The organism is Bogoriella caseilytica, assembly GCF_003752405.1.
GTDB lineage: Bacteria > Actinomycetota > Actinomycetes > Actinomycetales > Actinomycetaceae > Allobogoriella > Allobogoriella caseilytica.
This window is the reverse complement of the sequence record NZ_RKHK01000001.1, coordinates 1,006,120-1,032,986: the sequence shown is the minus strand read 5'-3', so window position 1 is coordinate 1,032,986 and position 26,867 is coordinate 1,006,120. Positions and strand designations below refer to the sequence as shown.

The 26,867-nt window shown below is 67.7% G+C and carries 18 protein-coding genes; 14 read left to right on the top strand and 4 right to left on the bottom strand.

Annotation, left to right across the window (positions count from 1 at the left end):
- Positions 1–404 precede the first annotated feature (404 nt).
- The 3 genes from EDD31_RS04625 to EDD31_RS04615 all read left to right on the top strand — a co-directional run bounded on the left by EDD31_RS04625 (position 405) and on the right by EDD31_RS04615 (position 5,326).
- Positions 405–2,453, top strand: coding sequence for an ABC transporter substrate-binding protein (locus EDD31_RS04625; protein WP_148058860.1), 2,049 nt, complete (start codon positions 405–407; stop codon positions 2,451–2,453).
- Between the two features lie 240 nt (positions 2,454–2,693).
- A complete protein-coding gene (locus EDD31_RS04620) occupies positions 2,694–4,208 on the top strand; it encodes an ABC transporter permease (RefSeq protein ID WP_245990901.1) in 1,515 nt (504 codons plus the stop codon).
- On the top strand, positions 4,205–5,326 hold the full coding sequence (locus EDD31_RS04615; RefSeq protein ID WP_123303120.1) for an ABC transporter permease: 1,122 nt from the start codon (positions 4,205–4,207) through the stop codon (positions 5,324–5,326). Before EDD31_RS04620 ends, EDD31_RS04615 begins: the two co-directional genes overlap by 4 nt.
- A 9-nt stretch (positions 5,327–5,335) precedes the next feature.
- Here the strand turns inward: EDD31_RS04615 and EDD31_RS04610 are convergent, their stop codons facing one another.
- A complete protein-coding gene (locus EDD31_RS04610) occupies positions 5,336–5,989 on the bottom strand; it encodes a PH domain-containing protein (protein ID WP_123303119.1) in 654 nt (217 codons plus the stop codon).
- 38 nt (positions 5,990–6,027) lie between these two features.
- On the opposite strand from EDD31_RS04610, the gene EDD31_RS04605 reads away from it, so the two are divergent.
- A complete protein-coding gene (locus EDD31_RS04605; protein WP_123303118.1) occupies positions 6,028–7,848 on the top strand; it encodes an ABC transporter ATP-binding protein in 1,821 nt (606 codons plus the stop codon).
- 108 nt (positions 7,849–7,956) lie between these two features.
- On the top strand, positions 7,957–8,976 hold the full coding sequence (fbaA, locus tag EDD31_RS04600; RefSeq protein ID WP_123303117.1) for a class II fructose-bisphosphate aldolase: 1,020 nt from the start codon (positions 7,957–7,959) through the stop codon (positions 8,974–8,976).
- Positions 8,977–9,106: 130 nt separating this feature from the next.
- On the opposite strand, the gene EDD31_RS04595 is transcribed toward fbaA, so the two are convergent.
- On the bottom strand, positions 9,107–9,493 hold the full coding sequence (locus EDD31_RS04595; RefSeq protein ID WP_245990897.1) for an STAS domain-containing protein: 387 nt from the start codon (positions 9,491–9,493) through the stop codon (positions 9,107–9,109).
- Between the two features lie 162 nt (positions 9,494–9,655).
- On the opposite strand from EDD31_RS04595, the gene EDD31_RS04590 reads away from it, so the two are divergent.
- Both EDD31_RS04590 and EDD31_RS04585 read left to right on the top strand, forming a co-directional pair.
- On the top strand, positions 9,656–11,791 hold the full coding sequence (locus tag EDD31_RS04590) for an ATP-binding SpoIIE family protein phosphatase (protein ID WP_170163187.1): 2,136 nt from the start codon (positions 9,656–9,658) through the stop codon (positions 11,789–11,791).
- 62 nt (positions 11,792–11,853) lie between these two features.
- Positions 11,854–13,140: an adenylosuccinate synthase gene (locus tag EDD31_RS04585; protein WP_123303115.1), complete on the top strand. Its 1,287-nt coding sequence runs from the start codon at positions 11,854–11,856 to the stop codon at positions 13,138–13,140.
- Between the two features lie 48 nt (positions 13,141–13,188).
- Here EDD31_RS04585 and purD read toward each other — a convergent pair whose 3' ends face one another.
- Positions 13,189–14,466, bottom strand: a complete 1,278-nt coding sequence (gene purD / locus EDD31_RS04580; protein ID WP_123303114.1) for a phosphoribosylamine--glycine ligase — start codon at positions 14,464–14,466, stop codon at positions 13,189–13,191.
- A gap of 61 nt (positions 14,467–14,527) precedes the next feature.
- On the opposite strand from purD, the gene EDD31_RS04575 reads away from it, so the two are divergent.
- A complete protein-coding gene (locus EDD31_RS04575) occupies positions 14,528–15,988 on the top strand; it encodes an NAD-dependent succinate-semialdehyde dehydrogenase (RefSeq protein ID WP_123303113.1) in 1,461 nt (486 codons plus the stop codon).
- An 88-nt stretch (positions 15,989–16,076) separates the two neighbouring features.
- Positions 16,077–18,386, top strand: a complete 2,310-nt coding sequence (locus EDD31_RS04570) for a glycoside hydrolase family 3 C-terminal domain-containing protein (protein WP_123303112.1) — start codon at positions 16,077–16,079, stop codon at positions 18,384–18,386.
- A gap of 61 nt (positions 18,387–18,447) precedes the next feature.
- Here EDD31_RS04570 and EDD31_RS04565 read toward each other — a convergent pair whose 3' ends face one another.
- Positions 18,448–19,458 carry a LacI family DNA-binding transcriptional regulator gene (locus tag EDD31_RS04565; protein ID WP_123303111.1) on the bottom strand — a complete coding sequence of 337 codons (1,011 nt, stop codon included), beginning with the start codon at positions 19,456–19,458 and terminating at the stop codon, positions 18,448–18,450.
- A gap of 388 nt (positions 19,459–19,846) precedes the next feature.
- Between EDD31_RS04565 and EDD31_RS04560 the strand changes: the two genes are divergently transcribed.
- The 5 genes from EDD31_RS04560 to rhaI all read left to right on the top strand — a co-directional run bounded on the left by EDD31_RS04560 (position 19,847) and on the right by rhaI (position 26,849).
- Positions 19,847–21,160: an ABC transporter substrate-binding protein gene (locus EDD31_RS04560; protein ID WP_123303110.1), complete on the top strand. Its 1,314-nt coding sequence runs from the start codon at positions 19,847–19,849 to the stop codon at positions 21,158–21,160.
- A gap of 107 nt (positions 21,161–21,267) precedes the next feature.
- Positions 21,268–22,104 carry a carbohydrate ABC transporter permease gene (locus tag EDD31_RS04555; RefSeq protein WP_123303109.1) on the top strand — a complete coding sequence of 279 codons (837 nt, stop codon included), beginning with the start codon at positions 21,268–21,270 and terminating at the stop codon, positions 22,102–22,104.
- Positions 22,101–22,931, top strand: coding sequence for a carbohydrate ABC transporter permease (locus EDD31_RS04550; RefSeq protein ID WP_123303108.1), 831 nt, complete (start codon positions 22,101–22,103; stop codon positions 22,929–22,931). Before EDD31_RS04555 ends, EDD31_RS04550 begins: the two co-directional genes overlap by 4 nt.
- A gap of 16 nt (positions 22,932–22,947) precedes the next feature.
- Positions 22,948–25,494 (top strand): alpha-L-rhamnosidase, encoded by a 2,547-nt coding sequence (locus EDD31_RS04545; protein ID WP_123303107.1) that lies wholly within the window; start codon positions 22,948–22,950, stop codon positions 25,492–25,494.
- 170 nt (positions 25,495–25,664) lie between these two features.
- Positions 25,665–26,849 (top strand): L-rhamnose isomerase, encoded by a 1,185-nt coding sequence (gene rhaI, locus EDD31_RS04540; protein WP_123303106.1) that lies wholly within the window; start codon positions 25,665–25,667, stop codon positions 26,847–26,849.
- Positions 26,850–26,867 lie beyond the last annotated feature (18 nt).

Here is a 26,867-nt window from a genome sequence, read left to right as displayed (position 1 = left end):
TCAGGCGGAAGGCCTCCGGATTGCGGACGATCCTAGCCACGATCGTGGCCCACCAGGGCCTGTCGGACGAAGAAGTTTCGGCCCGAGCTGAGATCGCACGCTGCAGACCGCGGCACGTATGGAGCACCGAGACACCGCCGTGGAGACGCTCCTCACGCCACCTGTTAACGTGGTGTTACACGCCAGGTCAGAGTGCCCTGGTTGCATGTCCGGCCCATCTCGCTTCGGTAACGATGCCGAGTCGGGTAGCGACTCACAGGCTGGGCACCTGGTAGGAAATGACCTCAACCGCAGTGGCGGGCGGGTGGAAGCTGTCCAGAAGGGCAGCGTCACGCGCACGCCGCATTGGCGGTGCTGGTTCGGGCGGCCTCGGCCGCCTCCATCCACGAGAAGGAACTGTGAAGATGAGACGAAACCGTCTGGCGGCAGGCGCCGCTATGACCATGGCCGCGGCATTGGTGCTTGCCGCGTGCAATGGTGAAGCCGACCCGGGTGAGGACGAGGACGACCCGACCGACGAGCAGACCGAAGAGACCGACGGCGAGGACGGCGAAGGCTCCAGCGACGCCAGCGGTGCGATCACCGTGGCCTGGAACCAGACTTTCTACGAGTACAACCAGAACTCGGCCACCGGTAACGCCGCGGCGAACGCCATCGTCCTCTACATGATGAACGACGGCTTCCGGTACTACGACGACGAGCTCAACGTCGTGCGGAACGAGAGCTTCGGTACCTACAACGACGAGCCCGAAGAGCTCGACAACGGTGGGATCGCCCTGGACTTCGTGCTCAGTGATGACACCAACTGGTATGGCGTGAACAGCGAGCCGGTGCCGATCGACGCTGCCGACCTGCTGCTCGCGTGGGCCGCCCACTCGGGGCACGTCAACACCACGGACGACATCGACGAGATCGAGGCGAACGTCGCGGCCGACCTGGACGAGGAGTACGCCGAGTTCCTCGACGAGGACGGCGAGTGGGTCGAGGACTCCGAGGATGAGCAGGCCGCCTACGACGAGGAGTTCCAGGAGCGCGTTGACGAGATCCTGATCTCCGACGACGAGGTCTACTTCAACTCCGTCTCCCCGAGCATCTCCCTGATCGAAGAGACCCCGGAGATCATCGAGGACGGCAAGGGCGTCCGCATTGAGTACTCGGTGCCCTTCGTGGACTGGGACCAGACCTTCGGCGTGGGCGTTCCGGCCCACGTGGTCGCCATGCGCGCCCTCGACATCGAGGACCCCATGGAGGCCAAGGAGCGCCTGATCACGGCGATCCAGGACAACGTGGTCGAGGACCTCGCTCCGATCGCCGCCTTCTGGAACACCGGCTTCCAGTTCGGTGACACCCTGCCCGAGGACGACCAGCTCTACCTGTCCTCCGGCGCGTACCTCATGACGGACTTCGCGTACAACCAGTTCACCACCCTGACGGCGAACCCGGATTACACCGGTGACCACGCGGCGCAGATCGAAGAGATCACCGTGCAGATCATCGCCGAGCCGACCGCTGCCGTGCAGGCACTGCAGAACCAGGAAGTGCAGCTGATCCAGCCGCAGCTGGACCCGGACGGCATGTCCTCCCTGCTGGACCTCGAGGGCCAGGTGGAGACCTTCGTCGAGGAGGGCCCGACCTACGAGCACCTCACCCTGGTGCTGAACAACGGCGGTCCCTTCGACCCGGAGACCTACGGCGGCGACGAGGAGACGGCCATCGCCGTGCGTCAGGCCTTCCTCAAGCTGATCCCGCGTGAAGAGATCGTGGACACCCAGCTGCGTACCTTCAGCCCCGACCACGACGTGCGCAACTCCTGGACCACCGTGCCGGGTGCACCTGCGTACGACATGATCACCGAGCAGTCGGGCATGGCGGAGATGTACCCGGCGGAGACCGACCTCGAGGGCGCTCAGCAGCTGCTCGAAGAGGCCGGCGTCGAGACCCCGGTGCCGGTGCGCATCATCTCGGACAACTCCAACGCCCGCCGCGCGACCGAGTTCCGTCTCATCCAGGAGTCGGCTGAGCGTGAGGGACTGTTCGAGATCCAGGACGAGATGACTCCTGACTGGGGATCCATCCTGTTCTCCTGGTTCCCCGGCCCGGCCGAGGGCTACGACGCAGCGCTGTTCGGCTGGCAGTCCACCTCGACCGCAGTGGGTAGCGTGTCTGCCAATTACCTCGACGTCGACGCTGGTGGTTCGAACAACTTCAGCGGCTACAACAACGAGGCCGTGACCGAGCTGCTCCAGCGCCTCGACACCGAGACCGATGTGGACACGCAGGGCGAGATCCTCGCCGAGGTCGAAGAACACCTCGTCAACGACGGCTTCGGTGTGACGATCTTCCAGCACGAGATGGCCGGCGGTTACGACCCCCGCCTCTCGGGTGTGGACCCGATCGCGCTCTCCCCGACGATCTTCTGGAACTTCTGGGAGTGGAGCTGGGACGACGAGTGACGGCTGACCTAGCCTGATCTCATTCACTTGAGTGCATCTCAAGGTGGGGGCACCGGCCGCCCCGGGCGACCGGTGCCCCCACCTTGTGCATTCGCACCGGAAGACTGGCCCTATGATGCCCGGATGGTTTCCGTATCGATGCCGGGTGGCGCGCACCGCTGGGGCCGGCCGCAGACTGTGAGGTAACGGTTGCTGCAGTTCATACTGAGACGACTGCTGACGAGCGCAGGCGTCCTGCTCGTGTCATCGTTCATGCTCTACATGATGGTCGACTTCGGAATCGACCCCCTTGAGGACCTGATCTTCTCCGATGATCCGGGCGCTCAGTTGCAGATCGAACAGCGAATTCAGGATCTGAACCTGGATGCCACGGCCGTCGAGCGCTACATCGACTGGCTCGGCTCGTTCATCACCGGTGACATGGGAACCAACTGGCGCACGGGCCGCCCGGTCTCCGAGCTCCTCCAGGGCGCGGTGCTCGCCACGATCCGCCTGGTCTCTGCGGCTACCGTGCTCGCCATCATCCTGGGCGTCGGCATCGGTGTGGTCTCCGCGTTGCGGCAGTACACCAGCTTCGACTACGTCATCATCTTCGTCTGCTTCGTGCTGTACTCGCTTCCCGTCTTCTGGGTGGCGGTACTGCTCAAGCAGTGGGGAGCGATCGGCTACAACGACTTCCTCGAGGATCCGTCCTTGCCGATCTGGATGATCGGCCTGGTGGCCGCCATCTTCGGTGCGCTCGTGATGCTCGCTGTGGCCGGCTCGCCCCAGCGCCGGGTGGTCACGTTCCTCACCGCGACCGCTGCGGCCAGCGCCGTGCTCGCCTATCTGATGGTCACCGACTGGTGGAACCACCCGCACGTGGGCCCGGTTTGGCTGGCCATCACCGGCCTGGGCATCGCCTTCGCCATCACGATCCTGACCGCAGGGCTGGAGAACCGCCGCGCACTCTTCACCACCTTCACGGTGGTGGCCATCGGCCTGGCGATGTACTACCCGCTGCAGCCGTTGCTCAACAACCTCACCACCTCCGAGGCCACGTGGCCCGGGAGCGAGCGCGAGCTCCTCGGATGGCCGCTGCTGGCCCTGATGGGACTCCTCGCCATCCTGGTGGGCTGGGCCGTGGGACGTGCCTGGGGCGGTCCGGACTGGAAGCAGTCCGCTCGCAGCGGCGCCATCGTCGCCTTCCTCGTCTCCGGCGTGATCTTGCTGGACCGCTTCTTCCAGGCCTGGCCGGATTACATGACCCACAGCCGGGTGAACAACCGCCCGATCCGCACCATCGGTGAATCCATCCCCGGCTTCGACGCCGACTTCTGGGTCACCACCCTCAATACCTATAGCCACCTGGTGCTGCCGACGCTGTCGCTGACGCTGATCTCCTTCGCGAGCTACACGCGTTTCGCCCGCGGCACGATGCTGGAAGTGCTCAACCAGGACTACATGCGCACTGCCCGGGCCAAGGGCCTGACCGACCGCACGGTGATCATGCGGCACGGTTTCCGCAACACGCTGATTCCTCTGGCCACCCTGGTGCCAGTGGACGTCATCACCCTCCTCAATGGCGCGATCATCACCGAGCGGATCTTCGCCCGGCCCGGTATGGGCACGCTCTTCCTCGACTCCTTCGCCGAAGACGTGATCGATCCCGTGATGGCCTACCTGGTGATTACCGGCTTCCTGGTGGTCTTCGCCAACTTCATCGCCGACCTCTGCTACGCAGCTCTTGATCCGCGAATCCGGGTGAACGCATGACCGAGAACATCAACACCGCGCCCGAGCCCGCCGACGACGAGTCCCGGGGGGCCGGAGACGGCGCGCTCGAGGCGCGCGAGACCCAGGGCAAGTCCCAGGGCAAGATCGTCCGTGAGCGCTTCGTCCGACACCGGCTGGCCGTGGGATCCCTGGTCGTCCTGATCGGCATCGCCGTGCTCGCCTTCTCCTCGGTGGGATTCCGGCTCGGGACCGAGAACTTCGGTGTCAACGTGCCAGGGTGGTGGGAATGGGCGCCATGGGAGCGCCCGAGCCCCGACGTGCACGGCTACCGCGTGCTGAACGAGAACGGGGCTCCCTCACTGTCGATGCCGTGGAGCGAGGACGGCTTCCAGATCGGGCCGCACCCCTTCGGTCAGGACGACATCGGCACCGACATGTTCGCCCTGGCCATGAAGGGCGTCCAGACCTCCATGATCATCATGGTGGTGCTGGCCGTTCTGGCCACAGCCATCGGTGTGACTGTCGGCGCGATCGCCGGGTACTTCCGCGGCTGGGCCGATCAGCTCCTCATGCGCCTGACCGACCTGATCATCACCATCCCCACCATTGCCCTGGCCGTGGTGCTGGGTTCGATCTTCGGGGCCGCGAACCCGGTGCCGCTGGCCGTGGCCATCGGTCTGATCTCGTGGACCTCTCTGGGCAGGCTGGTGCGTGCCGAGTTCCTGGCGTTGCGTGAGCGCGAATTCGTGGATGCCGCGCGGGTGGCCGGTGCCTCGGATACCCGCATCATCTTCAAGCACATGCTGCCCAACGCCATGGGCGTCATGATCGTGACCGTGACCCTGTTGATGTCCTCGGCCATCCTGCTGGAGACGTCGTTGAGCTACCTGGGCTTCGGTATCACCTCACCGAACGTCTCCCTCGGTCTGCTGATCAGCCAGTACGAGTCCGCCTTCGCTGTGCGGCCCTGGCTGTTCTGGTGGCCCGGTCTATTCATCGTCGCCATCGCGCTGTGCATCAACTTCATCGGCGACGGTCTGCGCGATGCCTTCGACCCCCGCCAGCGCCGGATCCCCTCGGCGCGCAAGCTGGCGGCAGCTGAACGCAAGGTGGCCCGCACCGCTGTGCCGGGCGCCGGCAGCGCCGGCAAGGTGTAGGCCGTGCGGTCAGAGCAGCACGCCGAGCGCAATGATCGTGGCTGTGGCCAGCACGATCAGCAGCTCTCGGCTGTTCCACGCCAGATGCGGCACGCCCGGCCCACCCGCGGTGACCTCCGCGGCCTGCTTGCGCTGCGCCGCCTTCCGGTGGGTCTGCTGCCATTCGCCGATGGTGAGCACAGCGGCTTCGGCGCTGTTGCCCTCGGCGGCGCTGTCGGCGAGCGTGGAGGCGCCCGCACGCAGGCTCCGGCCCGCCCGCAGGCGGCTCATGGTGCCCGAGGCTGCGGGCACAGCCCAGGCGCTGTAGCGCTTTCCATCGCGGGTGAAGACCAGAAGCGAATGGCGAGCCTCCGTGGCTTCCAGTGCCGACCAGGGCACCTCAACCGTGCGCAGCACGTTCACGAGCGTCACGCCCTCGGTATGCACCACGGCGCGCGGGCCGCCGAAGAGCAGCCAGCCCACCGCGCCGATCGATATGGCGAAGGGCGCGGTGAGCTGCACGGCGCTCCAGCCGCCGTCGACCAGGGACCAGCCCAGGATCACCAGGCTCATCACCGGGAGTCCATAGCCCAGCACCGCCGCCACCTTGGTGCGGAAGATGACGTGGTCGCCGCCTCGACGGCGCCACAGGGTGCGCCAGCTTCGTTCGTGGTCGTCTCGCATGGCCGCATTCTCTCAGCACGTCACCGGAAGGATCGCCCGTGACCACCACTGCCCCCGACGTCGCCGCCGCTCGCACGGGTGCGCCCGTTCTCGAGGTGCGTGACCTCAACGTCAGCTTCTTCGTCGACAACGAGTGGCTTCCTGCCGCCAAAGACATGAGCTACGAGGTGCACCCGGGCGAGGTGCTCGCCATCGTGGGCGAGTCCGGCTCGGGCAAGACCCAGTCCTCGATGTCGCTCCTGGGCCTGCTGCCGCCCAACGGCCGGGCCACCGGCTCCGCCAAGCTGGCCGGTACCGAACTGGTGGGCATGACCGGACGCCGCCTGCAGCGGATCCGTGGCGCCGACATGGCGGTCATCTTCCAGGAGCCGATGACTGCCCTGAACCCGGTCTACACGGTGGGCTTCCAGATCGTGGAGCAGTTGCGCACGCACCTGCACATGACGCCCAAAGAGGCGAAGGCCCGCGCCATCGAGCTGCTCGAGATGGTGGAGATGCCCTCGCCGGAGACGCGCTTCCACTCCTACCCGCACCAGCTCTCCGGCGGTCAGCGCCAGCGCGCCATGATCGCCATGGCGCTCTCCTGTGACCCGAAGCTGCTGGTGGCCGATGAGCCCACCACCGCCCTGGACGTGACGGTGCAGGCGGAGATCCTCAAGCTGATGCGCGACCTGCGTGAACGAGTGGACGCCGGCATCGTGCTGATCACCCACGACATGGGTGTGGTGGCCGACATGGCCGACCAGATCATCGTGATGCGTAACGGCGAGATCGTCGAGCGTGGCTCCTCCCAGGACATCTTCGCCAACCCCCAGCACCCATACACCCGGCAGCTGCTCTCGTCTATGCCTCGGCTGGGTGCCTCTGACGGCGAACCCCGTCGCGTGCCGGTGACCGTCAACGAGCTGGGGGAGTGGCGCCCGGAAGGACGTGAAGAGAGCGAGAACCGGCCAGCCCTCATCGCGGAGTCCCTCGAGATCACCTATCCCAAGCGCGGCCGAACCCCGGCCTTCAAGGCCGTCGACGGCGTGAACCTGGTGGTGGGGCGCGGTGAGGTCGTGGGCCTGGTCGGCGAGTCCGGCTCGGGCAAGACCACGATCGGTCGCGCCGCGATCGGCTTGGTCCCAGCCTCCGGCGGCCGGCTGGAGATCGCCGGATCGAACCTGGCCGGCATCCGGCGCGGCGACCTGAAGAAGCTCCGCGCCCGCATCGGCGTGGTCTTCCAGGATCCTGGCTCCTCGCTGAACCCGCGCCTTCCCCTGGGTGAGTCGATCGGTGAGCCGCTGTTCCTGCACCGCGGGATCAAGGGACGTCAGCTGGCCCAGCGCGTGGAGGAACTCCTCGATCAGGTGGAACTGCCGCGTTCCATGCGCAACCGCTACCCCCATGAACTCTCCGGCGGCCAGCGACAGCGGGTGGGCATCGCCCGGGCCTTGAGTCTGGAGCCCGAGTTCCTGGTGGCCGACGAGCCGACCTCGGCGTTGGATGTTTCCGTGCAGGCGCGCGTGCTCGAGCTCTTCCAGGAGCTGCAGCGCGAGCAGGGCTTCGCCTGCCTCTTCATCTCCCACGACCTCGCCGTCGTGGAGCAGCTGTCCTCGCGCGTGGCAGTGATGCAGCACGGCAAGATCGTGGAGCAGGGCCCCTCAGCTGACATCGTGAACAACCCCAAGGATCCCTACACGCAGCGACTCATCGCCGCCGTGCCGGTGCCCGACCCGGAGGAGCAGAAGATCCGGCGCGAGCGGCGCGACGCCCTCCTGGAGGCCACGGCCGCGCAGCTGGCCGCCGAAGAGAGTGCGCGTTCCGCCACTGCGCCGCCGCCTCAGGAGATGGGCACACCGGAGCCCGGCCGAGGCTGATCCTCCCGCCTCAGTGCCCACTGCGCGGGCACGCGACTGCCGCGCGCCCCGGAGTCTGGGATGATCGGTGCAGTAAGACGTCCCCCCGATCGATTTGGAGATCCAGCGATGCCTATCGCCACCCCGGAGACCTACGGCCAGATGCTTGATGCGGCCAAGTCCGGTCGCTTCGCCTTCCCCGCCATCAACGTCACCTCCTCGCAGACCGCCACCGCGGCGCTGCGCGGTTTCGCCGAGGCCGGCTCGGACGGCATCCTGCAGGTCTCAGTCGGCGGAGCCGAGTACGCCTCGGGTGCCACCGTGAAGGACCGGGTCACCGGCTCCGTGGCGCTGGCCCGCTACATCACCGAGGTCGCAAAGAACTACGACGTCACCATCGCGCTGCACACCGACCACTGCACCTCCGACAAGCTGGACTCCTGGGTCAAGCCGTTGCTGGCGCTGGAAGCCGAGGAGGTCGCGGCGGGCAAGAACCCGACCTTCCAGTCCCACATGTTCGACGGCTCCACCGTGCCGCTGGAGGAGAACCTCAGCATCGCCGAGGAGCTCCTCGAGCTCTCCCAGAAGGCGCGCACGCTGCTCGAGATCGAGATCGGCGTGGTCGGCGGTGAGGAAGACGGCCACGAGGCGGAGATCAACGAGAAGCTCTACACCACCCCGGAGGACGGTCTGGCCACCGTCAAGGCCCTGGGCACCGGCGAGAAGGGCCGCTACCTCACGGCCTTGACCTTCGGCAACGTCCACGGCGTGTACAAGCCGGGTGCCGTCAAGCTGCGCCCGGAGATCCTCGGTGAGATCCAGCAGATCGTCGGCAAGGAGGTCGGGAAGGACTCGCCCTTCGACCTGGTCTTCCACGGGGGATCGGGTTCGACCTCCGAGGAGGTCGCCACCGCAGTCGACAACGGTGTCATCAAGATGAACATCGACACCGACACGCAGTACGCCTTCACCCGGCCCGTGGTGGACCACATGCTGAAGAACTACGACGGCGTGCTGAAGATCGATGGCGAGGTCGGCAACAAGAAGGCCTACGACCCGCGCGCCTGGGGCAAGTCCGCCGAGGCGGGCATGGCCGCGCGCATCGTCGAGGCGTGTGAGTGGCTGCGGTCGGCAGGCAAGAAGATCTGACCGTTTCGCCCTCGCGGTCTTGACCGCCGTCGGCGGACACAAGTCAAGGCCCGGTCACCGTGACGGTGACCGGGCCTTCACTGTTCTCGGTGGCCGCGCTCCTACAGAACTGCGCGACGTGGTCCGCTGGTCAGTCGGTGGCTGTGGGAGTGGAGGTGGGGAAGCCCGGGTCGGCTTCGACGATGTCGACGACATCCGCGATCTTGGTGACTTCCAGCAGGAAGCGGACCACCTCGGGCGGCTCGATCACGGCGAGCCTGCCGGGGACGCGCCGCGCAAGTCGTGCCAGCATGGAGATACCGGAGGAATCCATGAAGCTCACATGCCGCGCATCCACCTCGACGGGCAAGCTCGCGCGCTCGGCGTCGTCAACAGCTTCGCTGAGCTCGTCGGTCAGCGCCACATCAATCTCGCCGGACAGCACCATGCGGGTACGTTCGGCTGAGACGATGAGATGTACCGATCCGCTCTCGGCCGCCGTGGTGGTATCCCGGTGCGTGGTGGGTTCTTCGGACACGGCGTCATGCTCCTCTGACTCGCGGCCCCTGTCCGGCTATGGAACGGGGTAATGAATCTGAACGCTAGACGATATGGGGCCCACATGGCGAGACCATCTCAAGAGAGTCTACTGCCAGGCCTTTCTCGGGCCGTCATCGAACAGCTCGAGGAGGGTGTTCTCGTGCTGTCCGCCCAGCGTTCTGCGGGTACACACCGTGTGGCGCTGGCGAATGAGGCAGCGCTGAGTGCCTTCGACCTGCAACGAGCTGATCTCGACCTCGACGCCGAGGAGCTCTTCGCGCGCAGCGGTATGGATGAGGGTTTCTCCCGGGAGCTGATGGCGGCGCTGGACCGTCAGGACGGCGAACTGGACGAGGACGGTGAACCGCGCGCGCGTGCAGAAGTGACGGAGTCAGCACCGAAGCGCTGGCGGGGTCCCACGCAGCTCACCACGGCCATCACCAACCGTGAGGGGCGGCGCAGCTGGATCAGCCTCACTCTCACTCCGGTCACGGCCCCTGAGCTCGGGCCTGAGGGCCACGTGATCGTCATCCGTGACGTCTCGGCGCAGGTGGAGCACGCCCACGTGGATCAGATGCGCCTCGAGATCGAGCGACGGGCCCGGCTCGCCCTGAGCATCCTGGCGCGCGTCTCGGACATCCTCGCCGAGCCCGATCCGCAGGGAGCCTTGCGCCACGTCGCCGATCTGGTGACCCCGCGGGTCGTCGCCTGGTGTGGCTTCTTCGCACTCGGCCGCGACCTCGAAGCCATCCACGACGTGGTGACCAGGCTGCCGGCCCGCCGCGATCGCGGCACTGTGGATTCTGCGGACGATCCGGTGCTCTCGCTGCTCGAAGCGACGAGCATGCGGACCGTGCGCCTCGAACCCGGCCACCAGGCCGAGCGCGGGACCGTGACCGCCAGGCTCCAGGAGCTCCTCGCACCGCACCTGGAGGACCACCCCGACGCCGAGGGTTCCGTCCTCGTCTTTCCCGTCCTCGGCCGGATGCGCACCCTCGGCCTCTTCGTCGCCCTGCCCTACCGCGGCCCGGCCTCCACGCAGATCGCCGGCCCGGTGGGGTCTCCAGAGCCGTCCGCGGCGGTGGCGATCCTCCCGGAGGAGGTCGGCACCGTGCTGGAACTCGTCGCCCGACGGGTCGGCATGGCCATGGACAATGCTGAGCTGTATTACCGGGAGCACCTGGCTGCCGAGACACTCCAACGCTCCATGCTGCCCGAGCAGGCGGAGATCGATGGACTGGACGTCTGGTCGTACTACGCGCCCAGCGTGGAGCATGCCCAGGTCGGCGGCGACTGGTACGACGTCGTCGAACTCGACGACGAGACGGTGCTCGTCGTGGTCGGTGACGTCACCGGTCATGACCTGGAGGCGGCGGCGGCCATGGGGCAGCTGCGCTCCATCGTGCGGGCCTATGCCCAGGACTTGCGCGAGCCCGGGGCGGTGCTCGACCGTGTCGATGCGCTCGTGACCTCGATGCACCTCTCGCGCAGCGCCTCGCTGGTGTTGTTCACGCTGACCCGGCACCCGGAGAGCACCGGTGACGATGAGACCTGGGTGGCGCGCTACTCGCGGGCGGGACACCTGCCGGCCCTCGTGCGGCACAGCGGTGGCGTGGATGCGCTCGAAGGGGCCGCCGGCGCGCTCGTCGGTTTCGGCCGCGGGGACCGCTGCAGCGCCGAACGCACACTGCGCCCGGGTGACTGTCTTGTGCTCTACACCGACGGCCTGGTGGAACGGCGCAATCAGGGCATGCGGGAAGGGCTTGAGCGCCTGATCGCGCTGGCGGGCACGGTCGACGGTGCCGACGCCGCCGCGATGGGCGAGGAACTGCTCCAGCTCGCCACCGAGCCCGAGGACGACATCGCTCTGGTCGTGATCCGGGTCCCTGACACGCGGTATGAGCCGGCCGAGAATCGCCAGCGGCGCCGGCGCTGGCCACTGGCGCCGAGTGGCGAGTCGATCTCCCGGGCTCGTGCTGAACTCCGGGCCACCTGTGCAGCGTGGGGAGTGCAAGCGACCGGGGAACTCGAGCTGGTGGTCTCCGAGCTGGTCACGAATGCGGTGTTGCACGGGCGCGGGCTGGTGGAGTTCCGGCTGCTCGCCGTCAGCGGAGGTCTGCGGGTCGAGGTCGAGGACGGCGATCCGACGCCACCGGTGATCCGCGACCAGACCTCCGGGCGGGTCGGGGGATACGGCATGCACATCGTGGAGCAGCTCGCCGAATGGGGATGGCGGCCCACGCCGGGGGGCAAGGTCGTGTGGGCCAAGGTCCGCGTGGAGAGCGCAGCGGGCTGAGGCCGCGCTTCGCCAGGTAGTCTCACTCGAGGTCCACCGGCGTCCGAGGAGAGGATCCACATATGCCAGCCGTCGTCGTCATCGGCGCCCAATGGGGCGACGAAGGCAAGGGCAAGGCCACCGACCAGCTCGGTTCCCGTGTCGACTACGTCGTGAAATTCAACGGCGGGAACAACGCCGGGCACACCGTGGTGGTCGGTGACGAGAAGTACGCCCTGCACCTCCTGCCCTCGGGCATCCTCTCCCCGGGCTGCACCCCCGTCATCGGCAACGGCGTGGTGGTCGACCTCGAGGTGCTCTTCCAGGAGGTCGACGATCTCGAGGCACGCGGGGTGGATACCTCCAAGCTCCTGGTCTCGGCCAACGCCCACCTCATCCCGCCCTACAACCGCACGCTGGACAAGGTCACCGAGCGTTTCCTCGGCAAGCGTCAGATCGGCACCACCGGCCGGGGTATCGGCCCCACCTACGCCGACAAGATGTCGCGGGTGGGCATCCGCGTGCAGGATCTCTTCGACGAATCGATCCTGCGCCAGAAGATCGAGGGCGCGCTGTCCCTGAAGAACCAGCTGCTGGTCAAGGTCTACAACCGCCGCGCGGTGGAGGTCGATGAGGTCGCCGACCACCTGCTCGGCTTCGCCGAGCGCGTGCGCCCCATGGTGGCCGACTCCTCCCTGGTGCTCAATGAAGCCCTCGATGCCGGCAAGAACGTGGTCTTCGAAGCCGGGCAGGCCACTATGCTCGACGTCGATCACGGCACCTACCCCTTCGTCACCTCGTCCTCGGCCACGGCTGCGGGCGCCTGCACCGGCTCCGGGATCGGGCCCACCCGGATCGACCGCGTGGTCGGGGTGATCAAGGCGTACACCACGCGTGTGGGTGAGGGGCCTTTCCCCACCGAGCTGCACGATGACAAGGGCGAGTTCCTCCGCAAGACCGGAGGAGAGTTCGGTGTGACCACGGGCCGGGCACGCCGCACGGGCTGGTACGACGCCGTCGTCGCCCGCTACTCCAGCCGCATCAACGGCCTGACCGACCTGGTGCTCACCAAGCTCGACGTCCTCACCGGCCTGGAGACCGTGCCGGTCTGCGTGGGCTACGACGTCGGCGGGGTGCGGTATGACGAGATGCCGCCCGACCAGTCAGCCTTCCATCACGCCACCCCGATCTATGAGGAGCTCCCGGGGTGGTGGGAGGACATCTCCGGCGTGCGGCGCTTCGAGGACCTTCCGCCGACCTGCCAGGACTACGTGCTGGCGCTCGAGGAGATGAGCGGAACCCGCATCTCCGCGATCGGGGTGGGCCCGGACCGCGAGGCCACCATCTCGCGGCACGACCTCCTCGGCTGACGCGGAGCCGGCTGAGGCCACGCGGCGCGCGGCCCACCCGGAAGCGCGCTAGAGGCGGGCAGCGATGTCCGTGCGGTGCTGGGCGCCGGGCAGGTCGATCACGGCCACTCCTCGGTAGGCAGCCCCGCGCGCGGCGTCGATGTCGGCTCCGGTGCCCACCACGGAGAGCACACGACCCCCGGCCGCCACCAGCGCGCCTGACTCGTCCTCCGCCGTCCCCGCGTGCAGCACATGCACGCCGTCGAGGGATTCGGCGGTGTCGATACCGGTGATCGGATCGCCCTGGCGCACCGTGCCGGGATAGCCGTGTGCGGCCAGCACCACGGTCACCGCAGCGCCGTCGGACCACTCCAGGCGAGGGAGGTCGCCAAGGCGCCCCGTGGCGGCCGCGTGCAAGACCGCACCGAGGGGCGTGGTGAGCCGCGCCAGGACCACCTGGGTCTCCGGGTCACCGAAGCGCACGTTGAACTCCACCACGCGCAGTCCGCGCGAGGTCAGGGCCAGCCCGCAATAGAGCAGGCCGGTGAAGGGGGTGCCGCGGCGGGCCATCTCGATCACCACCGGGCGGGCCACCCGCTCCAACACCTGCTCGGTGAGGTCGCTGGGCGCCCAGGGCAGCGGCGAGTAGGCGCCCATGCCGCCGGTGTTCGGCCCGGCGTCACCGTCACCTAAGCGCTTGAAGTCCTGCGCGGGGGCGAGCGGGACCACCGACTCGCCGTCGCAGAGGCAGAAGAGGGAGACCTCGGGGCCATCGAGAAATTCCTCGATGACCACAGCCGCCTCACCATCGGTGGCCTCGTCCCCGCCGTCCTTGGCCAGGCAGGCCTGCGCGTGCTCCATCGCGGCCGTGCGATCCTCGGTGACCACCACGCCCTTGCCGGCCGCGAGCCCGTCGTCCTTGACCACGTAGGGCGGGCCGAAGGCGTCGAGGGCCTCGGAGACCTGCTCCACCGTGGTGCACACGTGCGCCAGGGCGGTGGGAACCTCAGCGGCCGCCATGATCTCCTTGGCGAAGGCCTTGGATCCCTCCAGGCGCGCTGCGGCGCCGCTCGGTCCGAACACCGGGATCCCGGCCGCGCGCACGGCATCGGAGACCCCGGCCACCAGCGGCGCCTCGGGCCCGATGACGGCCAGATCGGCGCTCATCTCGCGTGCGGCCTCGGCCACGGCCGCGCCGTCCAGGATGTCCAGAGGCAGGTTGCGTCCGAGGGCGGAGGTGCCGGGGTTCCCGGGCGCGATGACGAGTTCATCCACGCCCGGATCTGTGGCCAGGGAGCGAGCCAGGGCGTGTTCGCGGGCACCGGTGCCAATGAGGAGGATCTTCACGGAAGCCGAGCCTATCGGCTGAGGCCGGGCACGCGGCCCATCCAGGTGCGAAGCTGGAACCATGAGCTATGACCCGGCAGCGATTCTCGAGGGCGTGCCCACCGGCCTGTTCATCGGCGGGCAGTGGCGAGCGGCCGCTGGTGGCGCCACCTTCGCGGTGACCGATCCCGCCACCGGCATGGAGGTGGCCGCGGTGGCCGATGCCGCACCAGACGATGGCATGGCTGCTCTCAGTGCCGCGGCAGGTGCTCAGGCCGCGTGGGCGGCGACCTCGCCCCGGGAGCGAGCCGAGCTCCTGCGCACAGCCTTCGAGGCCACCATCGCCCAGCGCGAGCGGCTCGCGACGATCATGGCCCTGGAGATGGGCAAGCCGGTGGCCGAAGCTGCCGGGGAGGTCACCTACGCCGCGGAGTTCCTCCGCTGGTTCGCCGAGGAAGCCTCGCGGGTGAGCGGCCGCTTCCAGCAGGCCCCGGAGGGCACGCTCCGGATCCTGGTGTCCAAGCGCGCGGTGGGGCCCTGCCTGTTCATCACGCCCTGGAACTTCCCGCTGGCCATGGCCACCCGCAAGATCGCCCCCGCGCTCGCGGCCGGTTGCACCGTGGTGCTCAAGCCCGCGGAGGCCACGCCACTGACGTCCTTGGCCTTCGCGCAGATCCTCGCCGAGGCCGGGCTACCGGACGGCGTCGTGAACGTCATCCCCACCTCCGACGCTCAGCCGGTGACCGGCCCGATCATCCAGGATCGCCGGCTGCGTAAGCTCTCCTTCACCGGCTCCACCGCCGTGGGCAAGGCGCTGCTGGGGGAGGCATCGCAGAACGTGTTGCGCACCTCGATGGAACTCGGCGGATGTGCGCCCTTCCTGGTCTTCGAGGACGCCGATCTCGACGTCGCCCTGCAGGCTGCCCGGGCGGCGAAGCTCCGCAACATCGGTGAGGCCTGCACGGCCGCGAACAGCTTCTATGTCCACGAATCGCTCGCCGAGGAGTTCGCCGAGCGTCTCGCGGCAGAGTTCGCCGCTCTGACTGTCGGGCCGGGCCTGGAGCCCGCAAGTGAGATCGGCCCGATCATCAGCGAGCAGCAGCGAGAGCGCATCGTCGACCTGGTGCACGGGGCGACGGACGACGGCGCCCGGGTGCTCACCGGTGGCGAGCCGATCGCGGGGCCGGGGTACTTCTACCCGCCCACGGTGCTCGCCGAGGTGGCGCCGGGCTCGGAGATCATGCGCGAGGAGGTGTTCGGGCCCGTCGCGCCGGTGACGACCTTCCGCGAGGAGGATGAGGTGATCGCGCTCGCCAACGCGTCCGAGATGGGCCTGGCGGGCTACGTCATCACCCGCGACCTGGAGCGCGTCCTGCGGCTGACCGAGCGCCTCGAGGTGGGCATGCTCGGTGTGAACGTGGGAGTGCTGTCCAATGCTGCGGCGCCCTTCGGGGGCGTCAAGCACTCCGGGCTGGGCCGCGAGGGCGGAGCCGAAGGAATCGAGGAGTTCCTCGAGACGGTGTACACGGCTCTGCCCGCCTGAGCGCGCTGCCTGCCTGAAGCGGCAGCAGAGGTGGCCCTCTGCGGCCGTGACCTGCCACGATGGAGGCTCACCCGATCAAGGAGACTCGATGACGAGCACCCCCGTGCCCACGACGTCCGAAGCCACACAGCCGGAGGCGCAGCGCTTCGATCCCGCCACGGTGCTCGCCGAGCTGACCCTCGAGGAGAAGATCTCCCTCCTCGACGGCGAAGACTTCTGGCGGACCACGGCCGTGGAGCGTCTCGGCGTGCCGCAGATCATGGTGGCCGACGGTCCGCACGGTCTGCGCGCCCAGATCGACGACGGTGACAACCTCGGCATCCTGGAGGCCACGAAGGCCGTCGCCTTCCCCATCGCAGCCGCCACCGCCTCCTCCTGGGACACCGGCCTGCTCCGCCGCATCGGGGAGGCTCTGGCGGAGGAGTCACTGGCGCTGGGCGTCTCGGTGCTGCTGGGGCCGGGCGTCAACATGAAGCGCTCGCCGCTGTGCGGGCGGAACTTTGAGTACTTCTCGGAGGACCCCCACCTGGCCGGTGAGCTGGCTTCGGCCTTCGTCGAGGGCGTGCAGAGCCGGGGTGTGGGCACGTCGCTGAAGCACTTCGCCGCGAACAACCAGGAGGCCGACCGGCTCACCGTCTCCGCCGAGGTGGACGAGCGCACCCTGCGTGAGATCTACTTCCCCGCCTTCGAGGCCGTGGTCACGCGCCACCAGCCGTGGACGGTGATGTGCTCCTACAACCGGATCAACGGCGTCCACGCCTCCCAGGACCCGTGGCTGCTCACCACTGTGCTGCGCGAGGAATGGGGCTTTGACGGGCTCGTCGTCTCCGACTGGGGAGCGGTCGTCGACCGTGACCGTGCGGTCGCGGCCGGTCTGGATCTGGAAATGCCTTCCTCGGGAGGTTCCGGGGCCGCCGCGGTGCGCGGCGCCCTGGAGGCCGGCACGCTCACCGAAGCGGAGATCGACGTCGCCGCGAAGCGGGTGCTGGAGCTGGTCGCTCGATCCGCCCACCCCAGCTACACCGGCGACTTCGACGAGGCTGCGCATCATGCCTTGGCTCGGGAGGCGGCTGCCGAGAGCCTGGTGCTGCTGAAGAACGACCGTGGCGCCTTGCCGCTCGCGCCGGAGGGCGGGCCGGTGGCCGTCATCGGCGAGTTCGCCCGCTCCCCGCGCTTCGGCGGTGGTGGCAGCTCGCAGGTGACCCCCACCCGTCTCGACGACGCCTGGAGCGCACTCCAGGAGCGTCTCGCCGGCCGCGAGCTCGACTTCGCCCCAGGTTTCGCCCTCAGCGACGACGTGGACGAGACGGAACTGGCGGTCTTGCGGGAGGAGGCGGTGCAGGCAGCTCAGGGTGCCGCCACGTCCCTGGTGTTCCTGGGGTTGCCTGACGCTTACGAGTCCGAGGGCTACGACCGTGACCACATGGATCTGCCCGCCCAGCAGATCGCCCTGCTGGAAGCCGTGGCCAAGGTCAGTGAACAGGTGATCGTGGTGCTGACCAATGGCTCGCCGGTGGAGATCGCTTCCTGGCAGGGTCACGCCGACGCCGTACTCGAGGCCTGGCTTCCCGGCCAGGCCGGTGGCCCGGCGCTGGTGGACGTACTCACCGGCGCGGTCAACCCTTCCGGCAAGCTCGCCGAGACCTCCCCGCTGCTCCTGGAGCACAACCCCGCCCAGGGGAACTTCCCCGGTGACGGCGAGGTGGTCCGGTACGGCGAAGGCGTGCTGATCGGGTACCGCTGGTATGACTCCCGCGCTCTGCCGGTGGCCTACCCCTTCGGGCACGGCCTGTCCTACACGAGCTTCGCGTACTCCGATGTGCAGGTCACCGTCCTCGACGACGGCGTGGAGCCGAGCGTGCGGGTTCGCTTCACCGTGACCAACACCGGCGAGCGGGCCGGCAAGGAGATCGCTCAGGTGTATGTGCGCGACGAGGACTCCTCGGTCTTCCGCCCAGAGCGCGAGCTCAAGAGCTTCGCCAAGCTCGCGCTGGAGCCTGGCGAGTCGAAGACGGCTGAGATCGACCTCGACGCACGCGCCTTCTCCTACTGGCACCCGCGCCTGCGCCGCTGGATCGCCGAACGCGGCACCTTCACCCTCGACGTCGGGCCCTCCTCGCGTGAGATTGCGCTGAGTGCCTCCGTCGACCTTGAGGGGGAGCTGGTGGTGCTCCCGCTGGATCCGGACTCGCCCGCGAGTCAGTGGCTGGCGCATCCGCAGGCTGGTCCGCAGCTCGCCGAGGTGATTGCTGGCACGAGGCTGGAGACGATGCTGACCAGGCCCGAATCGGCCCGCATGATCGCTGCCATCCCGATCCGGCGGCTCTCCCGGTTCCCCGGCACTCCGGTGACCGAGGAGTGGTTGGAGCGCGTCAGCGCCGCAGTGGCCGGTAACTAACTCGCGGCCGGTGGCAGCGGGTGCTGCCACCGGCTCTGCGGACCGGCCCCGGGCGCAGCGGTCACCCCGCGGTGGAGGTGCGGATCACCAGTTCGGGCCGGTGCACGACCTGCTGGGCAGGTCCACCACCGAGTAGGAGGTCGGCGGCCCGGAATCCCATCTCGCGCGCAGGCTGACGCACCGAGGTGAGCGGGGGAGCGAGAACGGGCGCGAAGGACACATCGTCGTAGCCCACCAGCGCCATGCCGCTCGGGACCGCGACCCTTCGCTCACGTAAGGACCACAGCGCACCCAGGGCCACCATGTCGTTGATGCAGAAGGTGGCGGTGACCTCGGAGTGCTCTTCCAGCACCGTGGACATCGCCGCGGAACCGCCCTCGGAGCTGAGCGAGCTCAGCGTGAGCTCGACGAGCGAGTCGGGATCGGCACCGGCCTCGGCTAGCGCTTGGCGGGCTCCCTGCCGGCGCTCGGCGCACTGGGGGATGCTGGTGTGACCGTTGAGGAAGGCGATGTCCGTGTGTCCGAGGTCCAGCAGATGCCGCACGGCGAGCTTGGCACCGTGCACGTTGTCCACTGAGACGGAGGAGATGTCCGGATGGTCGCTCAGCCGGTCGAGCAGCACCACGGGGGTGCCGCGCTCGCGGAGTTGTTCGATGGCGGTCATGGTCTCGTCCGGCGGGGTGATCAGCACGCCACGCACACCGTGCTCCTCGAACTGCTGTAAGAGTCTGGCCTGACGCGCGGGATCCTCGTCCGAGCTGCCGAGCATCAGGGTGTGCGAGTCACGCGAGAGGCGATCCTCCACGCCGCGGGCCGCAGCGGTGAAGAAGGGGTTCTCGATGTCCAGCACGATGGCGCCCACCACCGAGGGAACCCCCTGGCGGAGCTGGCGTGCTGAACCGTTGCGGACGAAGGCGAGATCCTGGACGGCAGCTTCGACGCGCGCACGCGTGTGCTTACTGACCCGTTCCGGGCGATTGAGCACGTTGGACACGGTGCCGACCGACACACCGGCGCGCGCGGCCACATCAGCGATGCTTGCCCGCGCGCGGCCATTGAGCGGTGCAGCCATGGTCCCCTCTCCTCGGTGGCAAGCATACGGCGGGCTCCCTTCACGCCGGCGTGTTCCCCGGGGTGGTCGTCGGGTCGCGGGCCCCGAGCGCGGTGCCGTGACTGAACCGAGACCAGGATGTCGGGTGCGGACCGTTGACGAGTGAAAGGATTCAATTTAGTGTGACGGAGCACAGGAAGGCATCAGTGTCGACGCCCATCCTGCGCGACTCCGGCAGCCGGTCAACGGTCACCGACGCGCACATCTCCATACCGATCCAGGTCCGTCGGCGCGGCCGGGCAGCACCCCAGGTGTGGCCCCCGCCGCGCTTCCCATGAGGCCGGCTCAGTGGCCAGCCGCATCACGGTTCGACTCCACCCCTGATCCCTCAGGTACGAAAGGGAATCTCATGACTGCAACGTCGCAGCCCCGCACGCAGCTCCTCGCGGCCACTGGTGCCGCGCTCTCCATAGGTCTCGTCCTCGCCGCCTGTTCCAATGGCGCCGGAGGCGGCGAGTCGGTCGAGATCAGCTTCCTCGTCGACAATCAGCCGCACACCATCTCTCTCGCCGAAGATCTGGCGGCGGCGTTCTCCGAGGAGAACGAGGACGTCACCGTCACGGTCGACACCCGTCCCGGCGGCGGCGACGGTGACAACCTGGTCAAGACGCGCCTGGCCACGGGGGAGATGGCCGACGTGTTCATCTACAACAGTGGCTCGCTCTTCCAGGCGCTCACGCCCGATCAGGTGCTGGTCGACCAGAGCGATGCGCCATGGATCGACGATCTCGACGACGACTTCGTGACCACGGTCAGCACCGACAACGGCATCTACGGGAATGCCTGGGGGGCCACGTTCGGCGGCGGCATCATCTACAACCGGCCGATCTACGACGAGCTCGGCCTGGAGATACCGCAGAGCTGGGACGATTTCATGGCCAACAACGAAGAGATCGCCGCGGCGGGGTACGACCCCGTCATCCAGACCTACGGCTCCACCTACACCTCTCAGCTTTTCGTACTGGGAGACTTCGCCAATGTCGCCGCTCAGGATCCGGACTGGGCTGAGGAGTACACCGCGAACAACCGCCGGTACGCGGACGAGCCGGCAGTCCATGCCTTCGAACACCACCAGGCTGTGTATGACGCCGGCTATTTCAACGAGAACTTCGCCTCGGCCGACGATGCCGCCGGATCGCGCATGGTCGCGGAAGGCGAGGGCGCTCACTACCCCATGCTCACCAACACGGTGCTGACCCACACCCAACAGAACAGTCCCGACCACGTGGACGACCTGGGCTTCTTCGCGATCCCCGCGCAAGACGCCGACCACACCCAGGCCACGATCTGGCAGGCCACGGGTATCTACATTCCGCAGAGCACCGAGGGAGACGAACTGGAGGCGGCACGTGACTTCGTCGCCTTCATCACCTCGGAGCGTGGTTGCGAACTCCAGCTCGAGCACCTCAATCCCGGTGGGCCTTTCCCCGGCACGTGCGACCTGCCGGATGACGTCGCGCCACTGCTGACCGACATCGAGGCCTATGTGGAGCAAGGGCGCACGGCGCCCGCCTTGGAGTACTTGTCGCCCGTCAAGGGGCCGAACCTCGAGCACATCCTCGTCGAGGTGGGCTCCGGCATCCGCGACGCCCAGAGCGCTGCGGAGCGTTACGACGAGGACGTCATCAACCAGGCCCGCCAGCTGGGCCTCGACGGTTGGTGAGCGCCACCACCCGCGAGGCGCGAACCCACCTCACCCGGGGTCGCCCCTCGCGCAGGTCCCGGCCGGGGCGGGCGGGGAGTTCGGTGATATCCCGTCACGCCTACCCGATGTGGTTCTACATTCCGGCAGGCGTGCTCTATCTCGTCTTCTTTGCCATCCCGACCTTCGCGTCTTTCTATTTCAGCCTCACCCGCTGGACCCTTTTCGATGCGCAGTTCATCGGCTTGGAGAACTACATCAGGTTCTTCTCGGAACCGCAGTTGCGGCAAGGCTTCATCAACACCTTCATCTTCGGCGTCACGACCTCCGGCGCCAAGGTGGTGATCGGGCTCGCCCTGGCCGTCCTGCTTACCTCGCAGATCGTGGCGCGAGGGTATCTACGCTCCGTGGTCTTCTTTCCGGTGCTGGTCTCCACGATCGGCGTCGGGGTGATGGCCACCGCCATGCTGGATCCCTTCGACGGTGTGGTGAATGCGATGCTGGGCTGGTTCGGCATTTCCGGGCCCGGTTGGTTCACCGATCCGAATATCGCGCTCCTGACGGTGGCCGGTGTTGATATCTGGAAAGGCCTGGGGATTGCCACACTGATCTACATCGCCGGCCTGGCGACCATCCCACGGGAGTACTACGAGGCGGCTCAGATCGATGGTGCCGGCCGGTGGCAGCAGTTCCGCACCATCACGCTGCCGCTGGTCATGCCGGCGACCGGCACGGTGATCATCCTGTCGTTGATCGGTGGCCTGCGGACCTTCGACCTCATCTGGGCCACCACCGGTGGTGGGCCGGGCTTCGCCTCGGACGTGATCGCCTCGGTGATCTACAAGCAGTACCAGGCCGGCTTCTACGGTCTCTCCACCGCGGGCAACGTGATCCTGTTCGTGGTGGTGACCGCCGTCATGGTGCCGATCACCATCCTCATCAACCGCAAGGCGGTGGACCGATGAAGGCGAAACACCGCGGCCTCACCGGCGTGATCGCCATCGTGGCCTCCATCGTGGTCTTCATTGTCCCGTTCATCTTCGTGGTGCTCCAAGCAATGAAAACCCCGGCTGAGGCCTCTCGTCTGGAGTTCTCCTGGCCGGAGCAACTGGCCTTCGTCGAGAACCTGACCGAGGTGCTGACGATGCGCAACGGCGTGGTGATTCGCGCCTTTATCAACTCCACCGTGATCACCGTGTCTGCCGTGACGATCATGGTGATCATCTCGGCGATGGTGGGGTATGTGCTGGCCCGGCGGTCGAGCAGGTGGAACCCGCTGGTGAACTTCCTCGTTCTCGCGGGACTGATCGTCCCGCCGGCCGTGGTGCCGACCATCTGGCTCCTGCAAGGGCTCGGCCTCTTCCGCACCATTCCCGGTCTGGTCCTGGTGCAGGCGACCTTCGGTATCTCGTTCTGCATCCTGCTCTTCCGAGCCTTCGTGGGCACGATCCCTCGGGAGCTGGACGAGGCGGCGCTGATCGACGGTGCCGGGCCGGTGCGGCTCTTCTTCCGCGTCATCCTGCCACTCATGAAACCTACGGTCATCACCGTGATCGTCGTGCAGGCCGTGAACGTCTTCAACGACTTCGTACACCCGCTGTACTTCCTGCCGGGCGATGAGAACGCCACTGTGCAGTTGACGCTCTACAACCTCATGAGCGCACAGGCGGCGAACCAGTGGAACTTGCTCTTTACGAACACTCTCCTCATCACGATCCCCCCTCTGATCATGTTCATCTTCTTCAACCGCCAGATCGTCGCCGGTATGACCTCCGGCGCGGTCAAGGGCTGAAAGCGAGCAATACGCGATGAGTACTCACGTCACCGAAGTCCGTATCGAGCGTCGGCGGGATGGCCACTATGCCGATGTGCCGCGACCGCGGCTGACCTGGCTGGTGGAGACCGACACCCAGGACTGGCACCAGAGCGCAGCCGAGCTTCGTCTCGACGGCGAGCAGATCGCCCAGCTCGAGACCAGCGAGTCGGTGCTGGTCGACTGGCCCTTCGCCCCGCTGAGCCCGCGGGCCCGGCACCGCATCGAGGTGCGTGTGACTGGGAGTGATGGCCAGGTGAGCGAGTGGAGTGACCCGGTCGAGATCAGGGCCACGTTCCTGGGCGCGGGGGAGTGGCAAGCCGACTTCATCGAGCTGGCTGCCCCGGAGGGCATCGCGAGCCCGGGCTTGATGCGGACCGAGTTCGAAGCCGCGCGGGAAGTGACCGCAGCCGTGCTGTATGCCACCGCCCAGGGCGTCTATCAGGTCTCGATCAACGGCCGGGATGTCGACGACGCCGTGCTCAAGCCTGGCTGGACCAGCTACCAGTACCGCATCGAACACGAATGCACCGATGTCACCGAACTGGTGCGCCAAGGTGAGAACGCCATCGGGGTCCGCTTCGCCGGGTGCTGGTACACCGAGGAGTACGGCTTCCATGGCGCGGGACGGCGCTTCTATGGTGAGCAGCCGGCCGTGGCTGCCCAGCTGCACCTGACGTACACCGACGGCACCACTGAGGTGGTGGCCACCGGCCCGCAGTGGAAGGGCGCCGCTACCGGCCCGTTGGTGTCATCCAGTCTCTACCACGGCGAACGGATTGACGCCCGGCGCGTGGAGAGCGGTTGGGACGCACCGGGCTTCGACGACCACGCCTGGCCCGGCGCCCAGGTCCGAGCCGTGGACGTGGTCCCGGAGGCGATGGTCGCCGAGCCGGTGCGCCGCACCGAAGAGCTCTCCGTGCGCGAAGTGATCACCACCCCCTCGGGCCGGACAGTGCTGGACTTCGGCCAGAATCTCGTGGGGCGCCTCCGCGTGCGCGTGACCGGCCCCGCAGGGCACGTCATCACCCTGCGGCACGCGGAAGTGCTCGAACACGGTGAGTTGGGGACCCGCCCGTTGCGCGAGGCCAAGGCCACCGACCACCTAGTGCTCTCCGGCGGCGAGGACGTCTTCGAGCCCGAGTTCACCTTCCATGGGTTCCGCTATGCGGAGGTGGGCGACTGGCCCGGCGAGGTCGATCCTGCTGCGGTCACGGCGGTGGTGATCACCTCCGACATGCGCAGGACGGGCTGGTTCGAGTCCTCGCACGAGCTCGTGAACCGTTTGCACGAGAACGTCGTCTGGGGCATGCGGGGCAACTTCGTCTCCGTCCCCACTGACTGCCCCCAGCGCAACGAACGCCTCGGCTGGACCGGAGACATCCAGGTGTTCAGCCCGACTGCGTCCACCCTGTTCGATTCCCACGCCTTCCTGACCGGATGGCTGCGCGACGTCGCGGCAGAGCAGGCGGGGAACGGGGGAGTCTGTGGATTCGTGATCCCTCAGGTACTCGAGGGTGGCGGGGAACCCGCCGCCGCCTGGGGCGATGCGACCACCGTGGTGCCGCTCGTCCTCTACGAGCGCTTCGGAGACCTCGACACCCTGCGCGATCACTTCCCGTCGATGAAGGCCTGGGCGGATGTGCTGCTGCAGAAGGCAGGCAGGAAAGGCCTGTGGGAGGGGGACTTCCAGTTCGGTGATTGGCTCGATCCTGATTCGCCACCCGCGCACCCCGGCGAGGCGAAGACCGACAAGGATCTGGTGGCGACGGCGCACGTGATCCGCTCGGCACGCCTGGTGGCCCGTGCCGCTGGCATCCTCGGTCACGAGCAGGAGTCGCAGCACTACGCCCAGGAGGCCGACCGGGTGCTCCACGCCTTCCATGCGGCCTTCGTCGAGCCCGGTGGGCGCATGAGTTCGGACACGCAGACCGCCTACGCCATGGCGATCGTCTTCGACCTAGTCGATGAGGAGACCGCGGGGCTCATGGGTGACCGGCTGGCGGAGCTCGTCGCCGAAGCCGGAGACACCATCGGGACGGGGTTCGTCGGCACACCGATCATCAGCGATGCCCTGACCCGAACGGGACACGCAGAAGTCGCAGGAAAACTGCTGCTCCAGACCAAGGTGCCCTCGTGGCTCTATGCGGTGACCATGGGTGCGACGACCGTGTGGGAGCGATGGGACTCCATGCTCCCGGATGGCACGATCAACCCCGGTCAGATGACCTCTTTCAACCACTATGCCTTCGGTGCAGTGGCCGACTGGCTCTATCGCTCGCTCGCCGGGCTGGCCCCGGCAGCGCCGGGCTACCGGAAGCTTCGGATCGCGCCGACGCCCGTGGTTGGCATCGACCACGCGACAGCCCGTCATGAGACGCCTTACGGCATGGCTGAGTCCTCCTGGCGCATTGAGGGCGGGGAGATGACGGTGCGGGCTCTCATCCCGGCGAACACCACCGCAACGATCGAGCTGCCCGGGCGGACTGAGCAGCAGGTCGGTTCCGGCACCTACGAGTTCAGTGTGGCCGACCCGCGATGAGAGCCGCCGCGGCATCGGCTGCGGCAGCCCATGACGACGACTCCAGAGCCCGGAAGCCGAAGGAGGCACCATGGCGCGGATCCGCATCCTCTCCCTGCCCGGCCACCCTTGACCGTGGCCGGATGCGAAGACTAACCTCGAATGAAACGATTCAAAAGTGAAGGAAGCGCATGTCCCCCTCGCAGCTCCCAGCCACCGCGACTGCCGCCCGAGAGGCGCTGCGCACCCAGACCATCGAACTCCCGTCCTGGGCCTTCGGGAACTCCGGCACCCGGTTCAAGGTCTTCTCCCAGCCCGGCGGCCCGCGTGACCCCTACGAGAAGATCGCCGATGCCGCTCAGGTGCATCGTTACACCGGGGTGGCCCCCCGGGTGTCCTTGCACATCCCGTGGGACCTGGTCGATGACTACGGCGCCCTGAGGCGGCACGCCGAGGACCTCGGCGTCAGCATCGGCACCGTCAATTCCAACACCTTCCAGGACGACGACTACATGCTCGGCTCGCTCTGCCACCCCGATCCGGTGGTGCGGCGCAAGGCGGTCGACGCCCACCTGAGGTGCCTGGACGTCATGGGGCACACCGGATCCCGGGACCTGAAGATCTGGCTCGCCGATGGGCTGAACTACCCCGGCCAGGACGATCTGCGCGCCCGGCAGGATCGCCTCGCCGAGGGGCTCGCCGAGATCTACGCCGCCCTGGAGCCACACCAGCGCATCGTGCTCGAGTACAAGTTCTTCGAGCCGTCCTTCTACTCCACCGACGTGCCGGACTGGGGCACCTCACTGCTGCACTGCATGGCGCTCGGCGACCAGGCCATGGTGGTCCTGGACACCGGGCACCACGCCCCGGGCACGAATATCGAGTTCATCGTGGCCCAGCTGCTGCGCGTAGGACGCCTCGGTGCCTTCGACTTCAACTCCCGGTTCTACGCCGACGACGACCTCATCGCCGGCGCGGCCGACCCCTTCCAGCTCTTCCGGATCATGCACGAGATTATCTCCGCCGACGCCCTGCAGCCGGACTCCGGGGTGAACTTCATGCTCGACCAGTGCCACAACATCGAACCGAAAATCCCCGGCCAGATCCGGTCGGTGATGAACGTCCAGGAGGCCACGGCCAAGGCGCTCCTGGTGGACCGCTCGGCACTGCGCGCCGCCCAGGAGGCCGGCGATGTGCTCGGGGCCCACGGCGTGCTGATGGACGCCTACAACACCGACGCCCGACCTCTGCTCGCCGATCTGCGTACGGAGCAGGGCCTGGATCCCGATCCCATGAGGGCTTACGCCGCCTCCGGCTACGCCGAGCGGATCGCTGCCGAGCGCGTCGGCGGAAGCCAGGCCGGCTGGGGCGCCTGACCATCTGATATCCCCAGC